We start from the raw sequence: 16,634 nt of genomic DNA, 5'->3' as shown, positions 1-16,634 counted from the left end.
TACATATGCCCTGTCAAGAGGTGAGTCCGGTACGGCAGGAAAAAAGTCATCGTGATGATCATGGAGATAAATCTGCGGATGACAAACTATAACAATGTTTCTCCTCCTTTTTCTTGTAATCAAAAAAGGCATAGCCCTCTTCCACAAAAGAATGGGCCATGCCTTTTGTATTATTGGCGTGATTATTCTGTCACTTCTACTGACCAGCCAAACTTGTCTTCACGCTCACCGTACTGAATACCTGTCATTGTGTCGTACAGTCTTGTCGTCAGCTCGCCTGTTTTTTCACCGTTAATGATCATCTGATGTCCGTTCCAGTTCAGATCACCGACTGGGGAAATAACCGCCGCTGTTCCAGTACCGAATGCTTCTTCCAGCTCACCGTTGGCGTAAGCGGTATGCAGGTCTTCCATGGAAATCCGCTTCTCTACAACTGGAATTCCCCAGTCCTTGAGCAATTGGATCGTCGAATCTCTCGTGATACCCTCCAGAATGCTGCCGTTCAATGCAGGGGTCCACACTTCGCCTTTTACCTTGAAGAACACGTTCATACTGCCTACTTCTTCAATATATTTGTTCTCTACGCCATCGAGCCACAACACTTGCTCATAGCCTTTTTCCTTCGCTTCTACTTGTGCTTTCAGACCGCCTGCGTAGTTACCTGCTACTTTTGCGTTTCCTGTTCCGCCTCTAACCGCACGAACATAGTTGTTTTCTACGTAAATTTTAACGGGCTGCATGCCACCTGCATAGTACGCTCCAACCGGCGACAAGACGATCACCAATTTGTACGTATACGAAGCGCGCACACCAAAGCATGGCTCTGTCGCGATTACGAAAGGACGAATGTAGAGAGACTGGCCGCTTTCTGTTGGAATCCATTCTTTATCGACCGCCACCAGCTGCTTCAATGCCTCGACCATGAATTCTTCGTCGATCAACGGCATGCTCATACGCTCCAACGAACGATTCATACGCTTGAAATTTTGATCTGGACGGAACAAGCGAACCTTGCCCTCTTGATTGCGATAAGCTTTTAACCCCTCAAATACAGCTTGCCCGTAATGGAACACCATTGCTGCCGGGTCCAGTGTCAGCGGAGAGTAAGCGACAATTTGTGGATCATGCCATCCTTTACCTTCTGTGTAATCCATGGTGAACATATGATCGGTAAAATGAACACCGAACCCCAGCTTGTCAGATGCTGGCTTCTCTTTTTTCTGTTCTGTCCGGGTAATTGTTAACTGACACTCCATCTTCTACATCTCCCTTAGTATTAAATCCACTATTTCTTGAACAACTTCCTATATATACAAAATAGCAACAATTTTGCATGATTTCCAGCGTAAGTTTCTCCTAGAGACACAAATTTCTTACATTTAGCGAAAACTTCGTTATTTTTTCGCGATATATGTTTTTTCTATCATGCAGGATGAAAGCAATCGTCGCACCGAAAAGTAGAGTAGTCAAAAATGAGGAGGGATATGATGACGACACACCTTCGCTTGCACGGAAAAATTGCCATTGTAACAGGTGCCAGCCGCCTTCAAGGGATTGGGGCTGCTATCTGCAAAAGGCTGGCCGCTCACGGCGCCGATATTTTCCATACATACTGGACCGCATATGACCACTCCATGGCACATGGGATTCAAAAGGATGAGCCCGCCATTTTGCAGGACGAGATCAGAGGCTATGGAGTCAGATGTGCGGGGATCGAGATCGATCTGTCACAGCCTGATGCCTACAAGGATGTGCTCGACGCAGCTACGGCACAACTGGGCGAACCAAGCATCCTCGTCAACAATGCTTGCTACTCGACAAATGACGGCTACGAGGCACTGGATATTGCCAGTCTGGACGCACATTATGCCATCAATGTGCGGGCAACCACGATGCTCAGTGTGGAATTTGCGCGTCGCTTCTCTCAACAACGTGGAGGACGAATCATCAACATGACTTCCGGTCAATCCAAAGGCGCAATGGTCGGTGAGATCGCGTATGCCGCAACAAAAGGAGCTGTGGATGCCCTGACGACTACACTTGCTGCCGAAGTAGCTACACGAGGGATTACGGTCAACGCTGTAAATCCTGGGCCCACCGATTCAGGCTGGATGAACGAAGAAATCAAGCATTACCTTTTGCAGCAATTTCCATTCGGACGGATCGGACAGCCCGAGGATGCAGCGCGTCTTGTCACTTTTCTGGCAAGTGACGAAGCGGAGTGGATTACCGGACAGATTATACATTCCGAAGGCGGGTTCATCCGGTAAGTAAAAAAAGCACAATCCGCCGTTTCTAGCAGATTGTGCTTCTTCTATTTATTCAGGCTATGGTTTGCTCACGATGGGGAAAGAAGGCTTGAATAGCTCTTTTTCGCCCAGCTGTTGATAGTCGCGCTCGACGTAGCCCAGACGCATTTTGTCAAAGTAACGCTGTCCCTTTGCTTTGATCTCTTCCAGATCAACTCCTGGCAAGAGGCGGTCTTTCATTACGGTGCGTCCAGCGATGATCGAGAGTTTCACATCACGACCTGAGCCACACGTGATAATCGTACGGATCGGATCATCTACCCCGCCCATGTGGAAACCGTCCAGATCGATCGCAATCATATCTGCTTTTGCCCCCGGCGCCAATCGTCCCAGATCGTCTCTGCCAAGGAAACGTGCGCCCCCCAATGTCGCTGCGCGGTAAATATCCGCGTAGCTGGAATCTGCGACATCGCCTTCCACCAAGCGGGACAGCATGCTGGCTGTGCGAATGTTTTGGATGAAGTCAGGCGGGAACGTATCGGTTCCAATCGCGATGTTGACGCCACGACGCTTGTAACGGGCAAACGATTCGAGTGCCTCGCCGTGGCGGCCGACTACGAGCGGGCAGTGAATCACAGTCGTACCTGTCTCTTGGAGGATCGCCAAGTCGTCTCCCTCACCGATTTTCGCCTTACTAAAGCCTGGTATGAAATGTGCGTGCGGAATCGCCGTTCTCTTTCCGAGGAAGCCGATCTCATGTAGGAACTGAATCGGTGATTTGTTGTGACGACGATGGATTTCCGTATATTCATAGAGACCTTGTGCAGCATGCAGCCGGATTGGACATCCGAGCTCCTCGCTGTAACACTTTGTGTTGATCAAATTCTCCACAGACTGTGTCTCGATTCGCTCTGGCGCCAGCATTCCACGGATGAGTCCGTTGTGAGCCCCATCGAAATCTTTGACGAATTGTACAGCTCGTTCCAGACCTGCTTGTCCTTCGGCTTCGTTCCATAGTACTTCGATCTCTCCATTTGCCTTCACGACACGCATACCAGATTGATAGCTCGGCCCCATGTACATGCGCAATCCCAATCGTCCCGCATGATCGGCTGCGGCTGCCAGCTCCTCATACGTTTCCGCCCAGCGCTTGTAAAATACGGATGTAATCGGCATCGCTGTCGTTACCCCGTTTAGAATCAGTTGACTGTAGGCGTAAAGGGATTTGAACGCCTCTTCCTCAGGAGTCATTACCTCATGGTAGCCTTTGCGGTAATAATCTTCCGACCAGAGCATGTTTTTGTTTCTGACAGAAGCTTGCTCCAGATGTACAATGTCGTGATCAATGTCGCCTAACGCATTCAGGTCAATGAAGCCCGGACTGACTACTGCATTGCCAGCATCGATCACTTCATCTACCTCGCCATCAAAATGGTGGCCCACATACACAATGGTGTCGTTCTCGTAAACGACTTCCCCTTCTTTGATAATCACATGATCTTCGCCGTCAAAACCGATGACATATTTTGCGGTTATTTTCTTTTTCATGATGATCCTCCCTACTCGTTCTCGTTCCAGGCCTCTCCACTCCATTGTATCCTGACGTTATTATAGGAAATATTCTGTAAAATTTGTTTCAATAACTTTACATGTATTTGCACAATCTTTACTCCTTTTGGAAAACAGGCAAGATTCCACACAATACGTAAAGATCATGCAAAAACTAGTAAAAAAGATGAACAACCTTGTTCGAAATATTCACTACAATTAAGATAGACAGCTAGACTGGACTCTCATCCATAATTTGCAATATAGAGAAAGGGCTGATTTCTAGTGATGCAAGCTTTTTGGTTAACCAACGTTCGTCTCGATAAAGGATTTGAAACAGGAGACGACGGCGTCTTTCACACAATCTCAGAAATCTGTCATTTGAAAATCGAAGACGGTAAAATCGCTGAGATCGTATCGGCGAACGAACCGCTCGACACCACTTTACCGCAAGAAGATGCAAAAGGTTTATTGGCTCTCCCCTCTTTTGTCGAGAAGCATAACCATCTGGATAAAACGTATGCGGGCGCAACCTGGAAATCTTGCCTCCCTCCGAAAAAACTGATCGATCGCTTGGAGTTCGAAGCAACAGAAATGCCGCTTATGACTGGGACGACCAAAGAGCGCGCTCAAGCAATGCTCCAGTTGCATATCAAAGGCGGTGCTACGCACGTGCGCACACACGTCAACATCGATCCATACATCGGACTGAAAAACCTGGAGGGTGTGCGTGCAGCCCTGGAAGAGTACAGTGATCGTCTAACTTATGAGATCGTTGCATTCCCTCAACAGGGTCTCTTGCGTACACAAGTAAGCTCCTTGATGAGACAAGCGATGAAGGAAGGCGCTACGCTGGTTGGGGGCTTGGACCCGGCTGGGATCGATAATGAATTGGAAGGCTCCTTGCGTGAAATGATGGACATTGCGGTGGAAGCAGATGCGGATGTCGATATTCACCTGCATGATCCGGGGACACTCGGCTTCTATACGATCAAGAGACTGCTTGATCTGACTGAAGAAGCTGGCTGGCAAAATCGTATGGCGATCAGCCATGCTTTTGCACTCGGAGACGTATCTATAGAGGAAAGCTCGGACATGGCAGACCGATTGTCCAAGCTGGGAACGATGATCCTGACGACCGTTCCGATTAATCGTGCGATGCCACCTGTTCCCATGCTTCATGCCAAAGGCGTACATGTCGCACTTGGTTACGATGGGTTCTACGATTCATGGTCGCCATATGGAACAGGCGATATGCTGGATAAGCTGAACCGTCTGGTCGAGCGTTACCGTTGGGTGGATGAAAAGTCATTGGTGCAATCCTTGTACTTCATCACCGGAGGAAAAACAACGCTTGATAAGGATGGCAACCGTGCATGGCCAAAGGTTGGCGACGAAGCGAGTATCGTGTTTGCAGAAAGCTCCTGCTCTGCGGAAGCGATTGCGAGGAAATCTCGTCGGGCTGCTGTTATGTTTAAAGGGAAAATTGTGCATGGGGCTTTGGAGAGAATGGAAGCGGGCAGATAATAGAAGGAAAGGCTTCGCCATTTGGGCGAAGCCTCTTTATGTCTTGTCGGATATTAAGCTGCAGGATGATTGGAGGAAGATTCCTTATCTTTAGATAAGAACCAACCCAGTACAGCGATCAAGAGAAGAACAGTCCAGAATGTTGCCTTCCACGCGACCGACTTTGGAAAATCAGCTGCCAAATACCCTAGCTCAGGGTGCGACAGTGTGTATACGGCCAACTTGACGCCAACCCAGCCGACGATCAAAAATGCGGCTGTCTCTATTCCAGGCTTGCGTTGCAGCAACCCGACAAAATAAGAAGCGGCAAATCGCATAATGACTAAACCGATGATCCCACCTGCGAGAATGACACCAAACTGCCCGCCATCCAATCCACCTACATCTGGCAAAGACGTTTCCGGAAGTGTCACAGCGAAGGCAACAGCAGCGAGGATAGCGTCAACTGCAAAGGCAAGGTCCGCTAATTCTACTTTCAGGACTGTCATCCACAATCCAGAGCCTTTCTTCTCAGCAGTGGCAGTCTCCTGATTGTAATCTTTGCGCAAAATAAATTTCTTCACGATATGGTGTATGGCTATAAACAGGAGGTAAGCCGCCCCGATTGCCTGGACTTGCCATACGTCCACGAGGTAAGAAATGATAAACAGCGAACCGAAACGAAACAGGAAGGCTCCAGCAAGCCCATAAAATAGAGCTTTCTTTCTCTCTTTCTCTGGCAGATGCTTCACCATAATTGCGATCACCAAAGCATTGTCTGCCGCCAAGATCCCTTCTAGGCCAATCAGGACAAGTAGCACCCATCCATACTCCAATATCATAGCCCAATCCATTCCAGTCCCCCCTTATGCTAGTCCTATCCCTCTTTGTGGTAAATCCATCCTTTTTCTAGTATACGATATTCCCGTTATTTATAAGCATATAAACATATCCTAATGTGGATTAGGTTTCAGTTTTATCGGACTTTTACTGCTGGGGGTCATCCCTGCCCAGTTTATTTCTTCTTTTTTCTCTTACCAGCTTGGGTGGTTATTCGCGATTAAAAGATTGAGCTATCGAACTATAACCAAGCCTTTTTAAGAGCTTCATACCAAGTTGGATTTCATCATTGTTCTAGGGGTATTCTCCGCCTTTGCGAGCCCCTCCAAAACATAAGAGTGCCTGATGAAATTTACAATCTGTAAAGTCAAAAGGAGAGATTTTTTATGCCTAGATTTATTATTGAAGATGATTTTTGGTCGTTATTCCCTCAGGCAAAAATAGGCATCTTGATTTGCCAGGGGATTGATAATTCAATAAGGGACGTTGAAATCTACGAGAAGCTGCTGCAGGAGGCAGAGAAAGAAGCTCATAAATTATTAAGTCTGGAGGAATTCAGTAGCAATCCAGTCATATCCGTTTGGCGAGAAGCTTTTCAGAAATTCAAGACAAAGAAAGGGGCAAGGTGTTCCATTGAGGCTTTATTAAAACGAGTGAAAAATAGCAATCATATCGGAACCATAAACCCGCTTGTTGACATCTATAATTCCATTTCATTGCGTTATGGGCTTCCGTGTGGCGGAGAAGATATCGTATTGAATGAATAGATGACACTAGAAGTGATGAGTTTCATAGGGCGCTTAAAGAATTGTCTGATTTCGTGTCACATAATCTTGGTGGTATGGTGAAGATTGAAGTGAATGCGATAAAAATGATGCCTTGTGAGTCGATATGGACGAACGACAGCCAATTGTACAGGCTGCCGTTTTTTGTGTTTATTCAACTATCGATGCCCGTTCCTCAACAACAATATCCTACTTTAGAACATTCCATTCTCATTGGGGGATTTTTCCGGTATGGCCTGACCTACATCCCATAATTCGACGATTCGATCCTGATGAAAACGGAAGATATGGACGACAGCTCCCCCAATATCCTCTTGGTTTTGCTTCACATGGGAGTGAACCGCAACGACATCCCCCTCTTCGATGACACGTTTCACTTCGAGAATTTTATGAGGATTCTTTGCGGCGTTCTCTTCCATTGCAAGCATAAGTGAATGCGCATCGCCACGGAAATAAGGATTATGGTGGCGGAAATTCGGACCTGTGTAGCTTTGGTATGCTTCTCGCACATTCCCCGACGCTACCAGTTGCAAAAACGACACCGCATTCTCTTTATATGACGTCTTCATAACAAATCATCCTTTCTTTCATAAAGGTTCCTCAGAGTTGGTATTTTAAACTTACCATTTTCTAGAGGAAACCGCTCATCTAGCCTGCTGCGTTAAGGTATAATAGTTCACAGCAAAGGGGGCGGGAAACTGTGGAGTGGTTAATAGGTCTGGCCTGCAGCACCGGGATTGCAGGGGCGGCTTATGTAAAACGGTCGCTGTCCGGTTCCGGCTTTTTGGCGGCGGTGATACTGGGCACCGTGATGTACGCACTCGGAAGCCCTGTCTGGTTCGGCTCTCTCATCGCTTTTTTTGTCTCGTCCACCTTATTGTCCAAGTGGAAAAAGCATAAAAAGGAAGAGGCAGAGAGCGGTTATGAGAAAACTGGGAGGCGCGATGCTGGACAGGTACTCGCAAACGGAGGGCTAGGGCTGCTGTTATGTGTAGCAGACTGGGCGTGGCCGCATTCTCTGTGGTGGTACGCCTTCCTCGGCGTGATGGCAGCGGTCACTGCCGATACATGGGCGACAGAAATCGGCGGCTTGAGCCGGACGCCCCCGAGATCGATCAAAACGGGTCAGCGCGTTCCGCCAGGCACATCCGGTGGCGTTTCTGTCCTGGGCATAGGTGCTTCGCTGGCCGGTGGTCTATTTATCGGCGGTGCAGCTTGGTTACTGCTTGCTGTAACTGGCCAATCCGCGCCGGATGTGGCCGCGCCTGCACTTAGACTGGCAGCCTGGATCGGAATAGCAGGACTTGCGGGCATTATCGGGTCGCTGGTCGATTCGTGGATCGGTGCGACATGGCAGCAAATGTACTGTTGCGACGTTTGCGGTCGAGAAATCGAGCAGGCTGACCACTGCGGCAGGCCAGCCGTGCGAATCCGCGGCCGCGCCGGTTGGAACAATGATGTCGTCAATGTCGCTGGTTCGCTTGCAGGTGGTGCTTCTGCGGTCTTGTTGGCACTGGCAGTTGGCTTATAGTTGGACATGCAAAGACACGGAAAGACTTCGTATCGCCGAACGATACTGGGTGTTTCCGTTTTTACTAATAGGCCCCAAGCCTAGGCTATTTTCGTCACTTTATTCGCGTTCTGTGCCATTTTTGAAACCCACGCCCAAAGTATGAAGCCAACTACGAGAAAACCGACATTCATGCTGATTACTCCTCCCCATCCGTATGCAGACCAGAACAATCCTCCGAGTGTTCCCCCTACACTTGAACCCGTATAGTAGAAAAATAAATACAAGGAAGAAGCTTGTGCTTTGTTCTGCAAAGCAAGCTGGCCTACCCAGCTACTTGCAACGGAATGAGCTCCAAAGAATCCAAAAGTAAAAAATCCTAGTCCTCCTATTTTTACAATGAGATTCGAATCCCACGTCAAACAGACGCCGATCAATGCAAGGAATAAGCTAATGAATAACAGCTTTTGCTTACCGTGACGATCTACTAATTTTCCAATCCAAACAGAACTGAACATTCCGATGATCATAATTAAAAATGTCCAACTGATAAATGTTTGGCTGAGTGAATAGGGCTTTTCGAGCAATACATAAGCGATGTAATTGAATAACGCTACATTACTTCCTAGAAGTAAAAATCCGATGACAAACAAGCAAACGAGACCTGGTGCCTTTAGATGGTCCATTAATGACTGACCTAACTTTCTAATTACGAATGGGCGCGCTTTGAAATTTTGGGAAGGTGGTAAGGCGTTCCAAAAAATCACTGTGGCAGCAAGACTGATGAGTCCAATCCCCCCTATTGCGATCTGCCAGCCAAAGTAGTCACTCATCATGCCTGAGAAAACCCTGCCAAAAACAGCCCCAATTGAATTGCCACATATGTAGAGACCCATAGCCGCTCCAAGACTTTTGGATTCGATTTCTTCTCCAAGATAGGCCATTGCAATGGAAGGTAAGCCCGCCAATGAAATTCCTTCAATCGTTCGAAATACTAGGAGAACATGAAAATTCGAACTGAATGCTGTGAGAATACAAAACACAGAGGAAGCAAGCATGGAAAAGATCATGATTGGCTTGCGTCCCCATACTTCAGACAGCGAACCAAAAATGAGCATACTGATAGCAAGAACCATGGTTGTAATGGAGAGGGAAAGGCTTGCTGTCGTCGGATCAATCGCAAACTCTTTTGAGAATTCAGGCAATAAAGGCTGTACGCAGTAAAGAATAGCAAACGTATTGAAACCAGCGGCAAAGAAAGCAAAGCTGGTTTTGCGAAAAAGTGGCGTGCCTTGTTGTATCATGTGATCACCATCATATTTCAGGATTATTATGGTTTCATGGTATCACCATTTTTCTATGATGTATAATTCATTATAATCATGTTTTTCATGCATCTATGTAATGAAAACTCCGAACGGAAAGTGGTGCTTTCGAATGGAATGGCAACAGTTCGAATATTTTCAAACCCTGGCAAGAATCCAACACGTGACTCATGCTGCCGAAGCTCTCTCTATTTCCCAGTCTGCCCTTAGTCGTTCGATCGCCCGATTTGAGGATGAAATAGGCGTGCCCTTGTTTGACCGTCAGGGACGTTCGATTCGGCTCAATAAATATGGTCATATCTTTTTAAAGCGCGTCGAAAATATGATGAAGGAATTTCATGAAGGAAAACAAGAAATCATGGATTTGCTTGATCCCGATAAGGGAGAAGTGTCGCTTGGGTTTCTGCACACGTTAAGTACCAGTCGCATCCCTGATTTACTGGCTTCTTTTCGCTCCCACTACCCAAACATCCATTTTCGACTCGGACAAGGCCCCTCTCATACCCTTATGAATCAGTTGCAAGTAGGAGAATTTGATCTTTGTCTCCTTGCTCCTATGGATATGAGACCTCCCTTTGTATGGAAGCCTCTTTGGAATGAAGAACTTTTTGTGATTGTCCCCATAGACCACAAGTATGCAAATCGTACCTCGATTACGTTAGAAGAGATTGCAGATGAATCCTTTATCCATTTAAAAGAAGGGTACTCCCTTCGTATCACCGTCGAGCAATTGTTTCAAGTAGCGGGAATTGCACCTCCGATTACATTTGAAGGAGAGGAAGCAGATACCGTTGCAGGACTGGTCGCTGCTGGACTGGGAATCTCACTTTTGCCCAATTTAAAGGGAACGGACCAGAGCAAGATCACACAAATACCTGTCAAAAGTCCGAAGTGCCAACGAACAATTGGAATTGCTTGGGTAGAAGGAAGGTATTTATCACCTGCAACTGAAAAATTTAAACAATTTATTTTGAACCATGCTTGCGATTTTGAATAGGGGTGGGTGAACCTACGACTCCCCCCATTGCCTTGATTCCCGTCGCCAACTCATGAATACCAAAGACAACGCTATTGTTGTGAGGATAATGCCAAGCACTTGCAACCCCTCGGCGCTGAACTTATCTCCCATAACAATGCCGATCAACAACGAGGAGAGAATGGTTCCCAGATATCTGGATGTTTGAAATAATCCGGATGCTACTCCGATGATTTCTTTTGGAGAACTTTTGAACAAGGCTGCTTGCATTCCGACATTGTTTAACCCGTTGCTAATACCGAATGCAGCTAATGCCACACACACGCTGATCACATGTGAATCTTGATTGAATGTCACGAGCCACACGGACCCAAATGTCATCAGTATGGCGGATACGAACAATGCTGGCCGAGGTCCTGATTTATCAATCCATCGTCCTGCTATTGGAGAAGCAACGAGTGAGCATAAACCTAGGCTTAGCATGAGCATTCCTGTATGAAACTCGCTGATATGACGAACCATTTGCAAGTAGGACGGAAGCCCGAAAAAAAGCGAATAAAAAAGGACGTTAGCGAGCATGAATTCAATATTGACCCACGTCATCGCAGGATACTTGGCAAATGTCCGTAGAGGAATAAACGGTGAAGTTGTTTTTAACTCATGTCGTACGAAAGCCCCCAGTGTAACGAGACCGATCCCCCCAACCATGATAGGCCACCATGAGACATGCCCCGATGATTTTGCTGACAGGAATTCAACCAGCAGGGCAACCAGACCCACTGTGAAGAGCAGAATCCCTGTTGCATCAATCAAATCCAGCCATTTTCGAAAGGACATGTTATGTGCTACAGATGATGCCGATTCGTCTCTTGGAATCATCCTCCAGCCTAACAGCAAGCTCGCCACCGCGAACGGAATATTAACGAGAAAGATAGCAGACCAATCCCAATAATGAATCAAAACCCCGCCAATAAAAGGTCCAATCGCTGCTGCCCCGGATAGGAATATGGACAGTACGGAAATCATCAACCACCTGTTGTGAGCCCCCATTTTTAGCCCCCTTAAAGCGTTTTGATGATATCGTACTGCAATACAAACATTCACTCCAACGCATTTCATTTTATGATTTTATTGATTGGAAGGAATGAATGGAGGGTGCTGAATGGAGCTTCTTCAACTGCAATACTTTCTCGCGGTAGCTCGTATGGAACATGTGACCGAAGCCGCACGAAGTCTGCATGTGACCCAATCGTCGCTAAGCAAAACAATTCAACGATTGGAAGAGGATCTCGGAGCCCCTCTATTTGATCGAAAAGGGAGAAAGCTGCGTCTGAATGAGTACGGAAGCAAATTCCTTTGCAGGGTGGAAAGAGCTTTGTTTGAATTGGAACAGGGGAAGCTGGAGCTTCGCGATTTGTCCAACCTGGAATACGGCACACTGGAATTGGCGGTGACTACTGCAAGCACGTTGCCCAATATCCTTCGAGAGTTTCGGAAAAAGCGGCCCGATATCCAATTTCATGTACAAATGCTCACCACGCAGGAAATGGTTACGCTTCTTCATAGAGGAGAGGTCGATTTTTGCTTGTCCTCACCTCCCATACAAGAGGATGACATTGAATGTCAAATTGTGTTCATTGACCCTATCCTCGTAGCTGTTCCAAGGGGACATCGACTGGCAGACCGAAGCATCGTATCTTTGACAGATCTTAAAGATGAATGGTTTGTTGGTGTAAAGAAAGGGTACGGAACACGCGATTTCGTAGACTCTATATGCAAGTCGGTTGGATTCACACCTAAATATGTGTATGAGGGAGATGAACCTGCAAGGCTGATTCAGCTGGTGGAAGCAGACATCGGCATAGCCTTCATACCAAGCACGGCAAGAGATTCTCGTGAACAAATCAAGTATCTTCGAGTAGAGAATCACGAATTGGTACGGGAAATAGCATTATTATGGCACCGGAGTCGGTACATTTCGCGAGCCGCTCAAGAATTCCGTGAGGTTGTTGTCGATTATTTTAAGGCTCTATCAAATTAAATAATAAAAAAACTGCACCTCCAATTGTTAGGTGTGTCTAACAATTGGGGTGCAGTTCACATTCGCGTGTCTGTTTTTTTAGAGGATACAGGCGTCGTCAGGATAATTCGCTCTTCTTCCAGCTCGATTCGCAGCTTGCCGTCTGCTTGGATAGCCTGAAGGTATTCCATTGGGATCTGCAGCCTCCCTACCTGATCGAGCACCGCCAATTCTTCATAAGTATCCGCATTCGCTTCCTCATCCCAAGACTCGGAAGTGTCTTCTTCTGTTCCTTTTCGCCGCAACAACTCGCTGGACGTTTTCCCGTCCCGAATGGCTACGACGCGATCCACTTTGCGCGCCAGCTCCAAGTCGTGAGTCACGATGACGACGGTTAGCCCGAACGAACGGTTCAGCTCTTGAAACAAATCTAAAATCATGGCTGCCGTTCGAGTGTCTACACTGCCAGTCGGCTCATCTGCCAAAAGCAACTTGGGCTCGTTCGCCAAAGCGATCGCGATGGCTACCCGCTGCTGCTCCCCGCCAGACAGTTCGCTCAGCTTGTTCTTTTTTCGATGACCCAGCCCCACCAGCTCCAACAACTCGTGGGCGCGCTCCCTTTTTCGTTTGCCCCGCAAAAGCATTGGCATCTCCACATTTTGCAGAGCAGATAGATACGGGATCAGATTGCGGGCGTTGTTCTGCCAGACAAAGCCTACGGTCTGCAAGCGATACTGAACCAGCTCGGAAGTCGTCAATCGAAACAAATCAGCTCCCGCCACGGAAAGTTTTCCTGCTGAGGGACGGTCCAGTCCTCCCAGCATGTTCAAAAGCGTTGATTTGCCGCTGCCGCTATTCCCGATGATCCCCATCAGCTCTCCCGTCTCTACACGCAGATCCAATCCTTGCAGCGCCACCACTTCCAGATCATTTGCCTTGTAGATTTTAACCAAATTCTCGCATACGATCATCTGTTTAGTCCTCCCCCAGCTTCACGGCTTGATGGATCTGCATCCGTGATAACAGGATACCGACGATTCCGATTCCGATAACCAGTGTCACAGCAATGAACGTATAAATGATTTGTTCATCTTGAAGCCTCGAAATGACAGTAAAGGGAGGAACTTGCTTATCGGCATGCAAATAGAGACTGAGTGCAGGCAAAAACAGGCTATTTGCCAGCTTGCCCGCTGTCATTCCCATCGCAAAAGCGACGCCAAACGTCAAGAGCTGCTCCCACGCGAGTATGGCAAGAAGCTGTCTGAATGGCATACCCATCGCGCGGAACACCCCGTATTGCAATTTTCTAGCTCCAAGTGTAAGCACCCAGTACAACACGTAGCCGATAAAGGTGACCAACATGGAAAGCAGGAACCCAAGCGTCAGCGATCCGTTCAGCCCCAAATAAAATGCGCTGTTTTTCACCTGGATGACCTGCTGTTTGGCATTATTCAGCATGGCGAGCTTGACTCCCTCTTGTTCCAGACCCTTGTAAAGCGATTCAGAAGACGATCCCTCTTTCATTTTGATCCAAACCTCATACGGCTCCAGGTGAATCTTGTCTTGCACGAACGGGAGATTGGCGACTGCCAAATACGGTTCTTCCATTCTGCTTCCGTATGTGCTTTTTACAGGTGCAGGATTCCATCCCGGCCAGTAATCCACGATGGCATACACAATCATTTCAACTCTACGAGTATCTCCCCAACCAAGCAGGATGGTTTGTCCTTCCACCACATGCAGCTTGTCTGCGAGGCTGCGAGACAGCAATAGGGCACGCGGTTCTTTTGCCATCAAATTCAAATACTCGTGGAAGTGATGTGGCAGCAAGTCTGGCTTCATCCAAGCGGTCTTTGCAAACTCTTGGGGATCGATCCCCATCAAGGTGATGTCCTTCACAGGATCGCCCCGAAAAGAAGCCTCCGCCAGCCCGTTCATATAGACTTTCGTTGCATGCTCAACCCCGGGCAGGCTGCTGTACAAGTCAAAATCCGGCTCTACATACTGAACGGGAGGAGCTACAGGCTCTTTTTCCACTTCCACCTTCTCCCCTTCTTCTGCAACATTATTTCCTCGCCGAAAGACCGTTACTTCCGGTTTGTCGCTCTTCCACTCCGCCTTCAAACGAATATCCGCGCCAGTTTGGTAATGGATTCTCTCCTCTGCATTTTGATTAATCGTCCGTGCCATGCTTGCGCTAAACATCCCTACGGCGACTGTAATTGTCACGAAGAGCATGAGAAAATGATATTGCCGTGGAGCCCTCCCTACCTGCACCAGCGTCGTATGCAGAGAAAGCGGGAAGAAGGAGCGTCCTGCCCAAGACATCAATCGTAGGATCCACGGATACAATCGGAGAAGAAGCAGGCCCAAACCAAGCGAAAACAGAACGGGCACAAAAAAGAGAAGGAAATCAATCGAGATGGCCGAAGCCCCTTCGCTCATTTTTGCTGCGGTTTCAGCGGCGTTTTGATAGGAATACCATCCATACCACGAGATCGCAAGTAGCAGTACGTCGAGAAACAGCCGATGCCAAATCGCTTGTCCACCCATCCTCGCCATGCTTTGCTTGTGTGTGACGATGTTTTGCCTGGTTGCCAGAAACACAGAAATCAAAACGAGTGTGATACAGGCGAGCACCATCCACGCAGCATACACGAAGACTTCGGGACTAATGGTGACATCCAGACCTTTGCGATCGACGAATTCGAGAAATCCATTCGAGATGCCGAGTATCTTACTAAGCTGTATCCCCACAAATGGACCGACCAGAAAAGCACACAACCCCAAAATAGCGATCTCCATGAAATAAATAGAAAAAATTTGCATTCTGCTGGCTCCCCTACTGCCCAGCACTGCAATTTCCGTTCGTTGCCTCTCCACAATTAATCCCGAAACCATCACAAGATAAAGACCCAGCATGATGAAAATGGGGATGTAGAGCGACCAGAGAATGGTTTTGAATTGCTTCTCTTGCTCATTGTACTTGCCCACGATACTGGCCGCCGGAAACTGCACATTGATTTCCGCTTTTTTCAATCCGTGCTGTTGCAGTTTGCCTTCGATCCCGGCCACGACTGCATTCAGCTTCTCTGTATCGCTTATTTGAAATGATTGGTAGTGAAAAGCGGTATACATCTGGGTTGAAATGACCAGATTCTTCTCTTCCAAAAATGTCTTCCGATAAAGGCGTTCATCCAATATGAAGCCATTGGAGTATTCACTGGTCGTAACAAACCAATAAGGATCGTTCCCCTCTTTTTCCTTGAAAACGCCGACCGGTTTGATTCGCACCTTGAGTCCTTTTACTTCGTTCGTGGTCAGCTCATAAAGGCTGCCCAGCACCATCCGCCGATCCTTTAACGTTTTTTCCGTTACCAACGCTTCGTATACGCCATCGACGGGAGTTGCAGCAGGCAGATGGCCGTCAACAAGCGTCATGTGCTGCTCCAGAGCGCTGAGGGAATAAAGCCGCGTACTCTCGGAACTGATCGGGCTCTTCGGTTGTATGTTTTGCTGTCTGGCGTCAAACGGGATTGTCCGCAAAATGGTCACTTCTTCATACACGGGTACCCCCAGCGAACCAATCACGTTGTTTTGAAGGTGCGCGGCCATTTCATCAACAAGAGCCGCACCATTCTTCCCGAGCTTGTTTTGATTGACGGAGATCAGCAAACCGCCGGGGAAACGCTTCGCATTCTTTTGGTATTCCTCCAGATCCTTTGTCAACATGCGTTGCAGTACCCCTGACGTGAACGCGGGTATACTCGATACCAGTCCGACAGCGACGATCAGCCCGATCAGCAGGCTGCCGACCAGCCAGCGGTTATTCATCATTTTCCGCAAGATCATTTGCAGCATCGCCACGACATTGT

At 47.7% G+C, this 16,634-nt stretch carries 14 protein-coding genes; 6 read left to right on the top strand and 8 right to left on the bottom strand.

The annotated features are described in order from the left end of the window. Positions 1-182: 182 nt before the first annotated feature. Complete coding sequence (locus ACFYU8_RS15560; protein WP_390299939.1) at positions 183-1,256, bottom strand: branched-chain amino acid aminotransferase; 1,074 nt, start codon at positions 1,254-1,256, stop codon at positions 183-185. Positions 1,257-1,487: 231 nt separating this feature from the next. On the opposite strand from ACFYU8_RS15560, the gene ACFYU8_RS15555 reads away from it, so the two are divergent. Next, positions 1,488-2,270 (top strand): SDR family oxidoreductase, encoded by a 783-nt coding sequence (locus ACFYU8_RS15555; protein WP_390300536.1) that lies wholly within the window; start codon positions 1,488-1,490, stop codon positions 2,268-2,270. Positions 2,271-2,327: 57 nt separating this feature from the next. Here the strand turns inward: ACFYU8_RS15555 and ACFYU8_RS15550 are convergent, their stop codons facing one another. Beyond that, positions 2,328-3,797 (bottom strand): amidohydrolase family protein, encoded by a 1,470-nt coding sequence (locus ACFYU8_RS15550; protein WP_390299942.1) that lies wholly within the window; start codon positions 3,795-3,797, stop codon positions 2,328-2,330. A 285-nt stretch (positions 3,798-4,082) separates the two neighbouring features. Between ACFYU8_RS15550 and ACFYU8_RS15545 the strand changes: the two genes are divergently transcribed. Continuing rightward, positions 4,083-5,324, top strand: coding sequence for an amidohydrolase family protein (locus ACFYU8_RS15545; RefSeq protein WP_390299946.1), 1,242 nt, complete (start codon positions 4,083-4,085; stop codon positions 5,322-5,324). 53 nt (positions 5,325-5,377) lie between these two features. Here ACFYU8_RS15545 and ACFYU8_RS15540 read toward each other — a convergent pair whose 3' ends face one another. Then, the gene (locus ACFYU8_RS15540) at positions 5,378-6,157 is read right to left on the bottom strand and encodes a TerC family protein (RefSeq protein ID WP_390299949.1); all 780 of its coding nucleotides are present in this window, start codon (positions 6,155-6,157) and stop codon (positions 5,378-5,380) included. A gap of 372 nt (positions 6,158-6,529) precedes the next feature. Between ACFYU8_RS15540 and ACFYU8_RS15535 the strand changes: the two genes are divergently transcribed. Further along, on the top strand, positions 6,530-6,910 hold the full coding sequence (locus tag ACFYU8_RS15535) for a B3/B4 domain-containing protein (protein WP_390299952.1): 381 nt from the start codon (positions 6,530-6,532) through the stop codon (positions 6,908-6,910). A 212-nt stretch (positions 6,911-7,122) separates the two neighbouring features. On the opposite strand, the gene ACFYU8_RS15530 is transcribed toward ACFYU8_RS15535, so the two are convergent. Beyond that, the gene (locus ACFYU8_RS15530) at positions 7,123-7,497 is read right to left on the bottom strand and encodes a nuclear transport factor 2 family protein (RefSeq protein ID WP_390299956.1); all 375 of its coding nucleotides are present in this window, start codon (positions 7,495-7,497) and stop codon (positions 7,123-7,125) included. Between the two features lie 131 nt (positions 7,498-7,628). Here ACFYU8_RS15530 and ACFYU8_RS15525 point away from each other — a divergent pair, with 131 nt between their 5' ends. Beyond that, entirely contained in the window at positions 7,629-8,459 is an 831-nt protein-coding gene (locus ACFYU8_RS15525; RefSeq protein ID WP_390299959.1) for a DUF92 domain-containing protein, read from the top strand. 80 nt (positions 8,460-8,539) lie between these two features. On the opposite strand, the gene ACFYU8_RS15520 is transcribed toward ACFYU8_RS15525, so the two are convergent. Continuing rightward, complete coding sequence (locus ACFYU8_RS15520) at positions 8,540-9,742, bottom strand: MFS transporter (protein ID WP_390299962.1); 1,203 nt, start codon at positions 9,740-9,742, stop codon at positions 8,540-8,542. Between the two features lie 133 nt (positions 9,743-9,875). Here ACFYU8_RS15520 and ACFYU8_RS15515 point away from each other — a divergent pair, with 133 nt between their 5' ends. Further along, the gene (locus ACFYU8_RS15515; RefSeq protein ID WP_390299964.1) at positions 9,876-10,760 is read left to right on the top strand and encodes a LysR family transcriptional regulator; all 885 of its coding nucleotides are present in this window, start codon (positions 9,876-9,878) and stop codon (positions 10,758-10,760) included. Between the two features lie 12 nt (positions 10,761-10,772). Here the strand turns inward: ACFYU8_RS15515 and ACFYU8_RS15510 are convergent, their stop codons facing one another. Beyond that, on the bottom strand, positions 10,773-11,789 hold the full coding sequence (locus tag ACFYU8_RS15510; RefSeq protein ID WP_390299966.1) for an MFS transporter: 1,017 nt from the start codon (positions 11,787-11,789) through the stop codon (positions 10,773-10,775). 112 nt (positions 11,790-11,901) lie between these two features. On the opposite strand from ACFYU8_RS15510, the gene ACFYU8_RS15505 reads away from it, so the two are divergent. Then, a complete protein-coding gene (locus ACFYU8_RS15505; protein ID WP_390299968.1) occupies positions 11,902-12,780 on the top strand; it encodes a LysR family transcriptional regulator in 879 nt (292 codons plus the stop codon). Positions 12,781-12,836: 56 nt separating this feature from the next. Here the strand turns inward: ACFYU8_RS15505 and ACFYU8_RS15500 are convergent, their stop codons facing one another. Then, positions 12,837-13,730, bottom strand: a complete 894-nt coding sequence (locus ACFYU8_RS15500; protein WP_390299971.1) for an ABC transporter ATP-binding protein — start codon at positions 13,728-13,730, stop codon at positions 12,837-12,839. Positions 13,731-13,734: 4 nt separating this feature from the next. Further along, positions 13,735-16,620 carry an ABC transporter permease gene (locus ACFYU8_RS15495; RefSeq protein WP_390300538.1) on the bottom strand — a complete coding sequence of 962 codons (2,886 nt, stop codon included), beginning with the start codon at positions 16,618-16,620 and terminating at the stop codon, positions 13,735-13,737. Positions 16,621-16,634 lie beyond the last annotated feature (14 nt).

Origin of the sequence: Brevibacillus sp. NPDC003359, from assembly GCF_042878995.1 — a bacterium.
Taxonomy (GTDB): Bacteria; Bacillota; Bacilli; order Brevibacillales; family Brevibacillaceae; genus Brevibacillus.
This window is presented reverse-complemented; position numbering and strand designations above follow the sequence as displayed.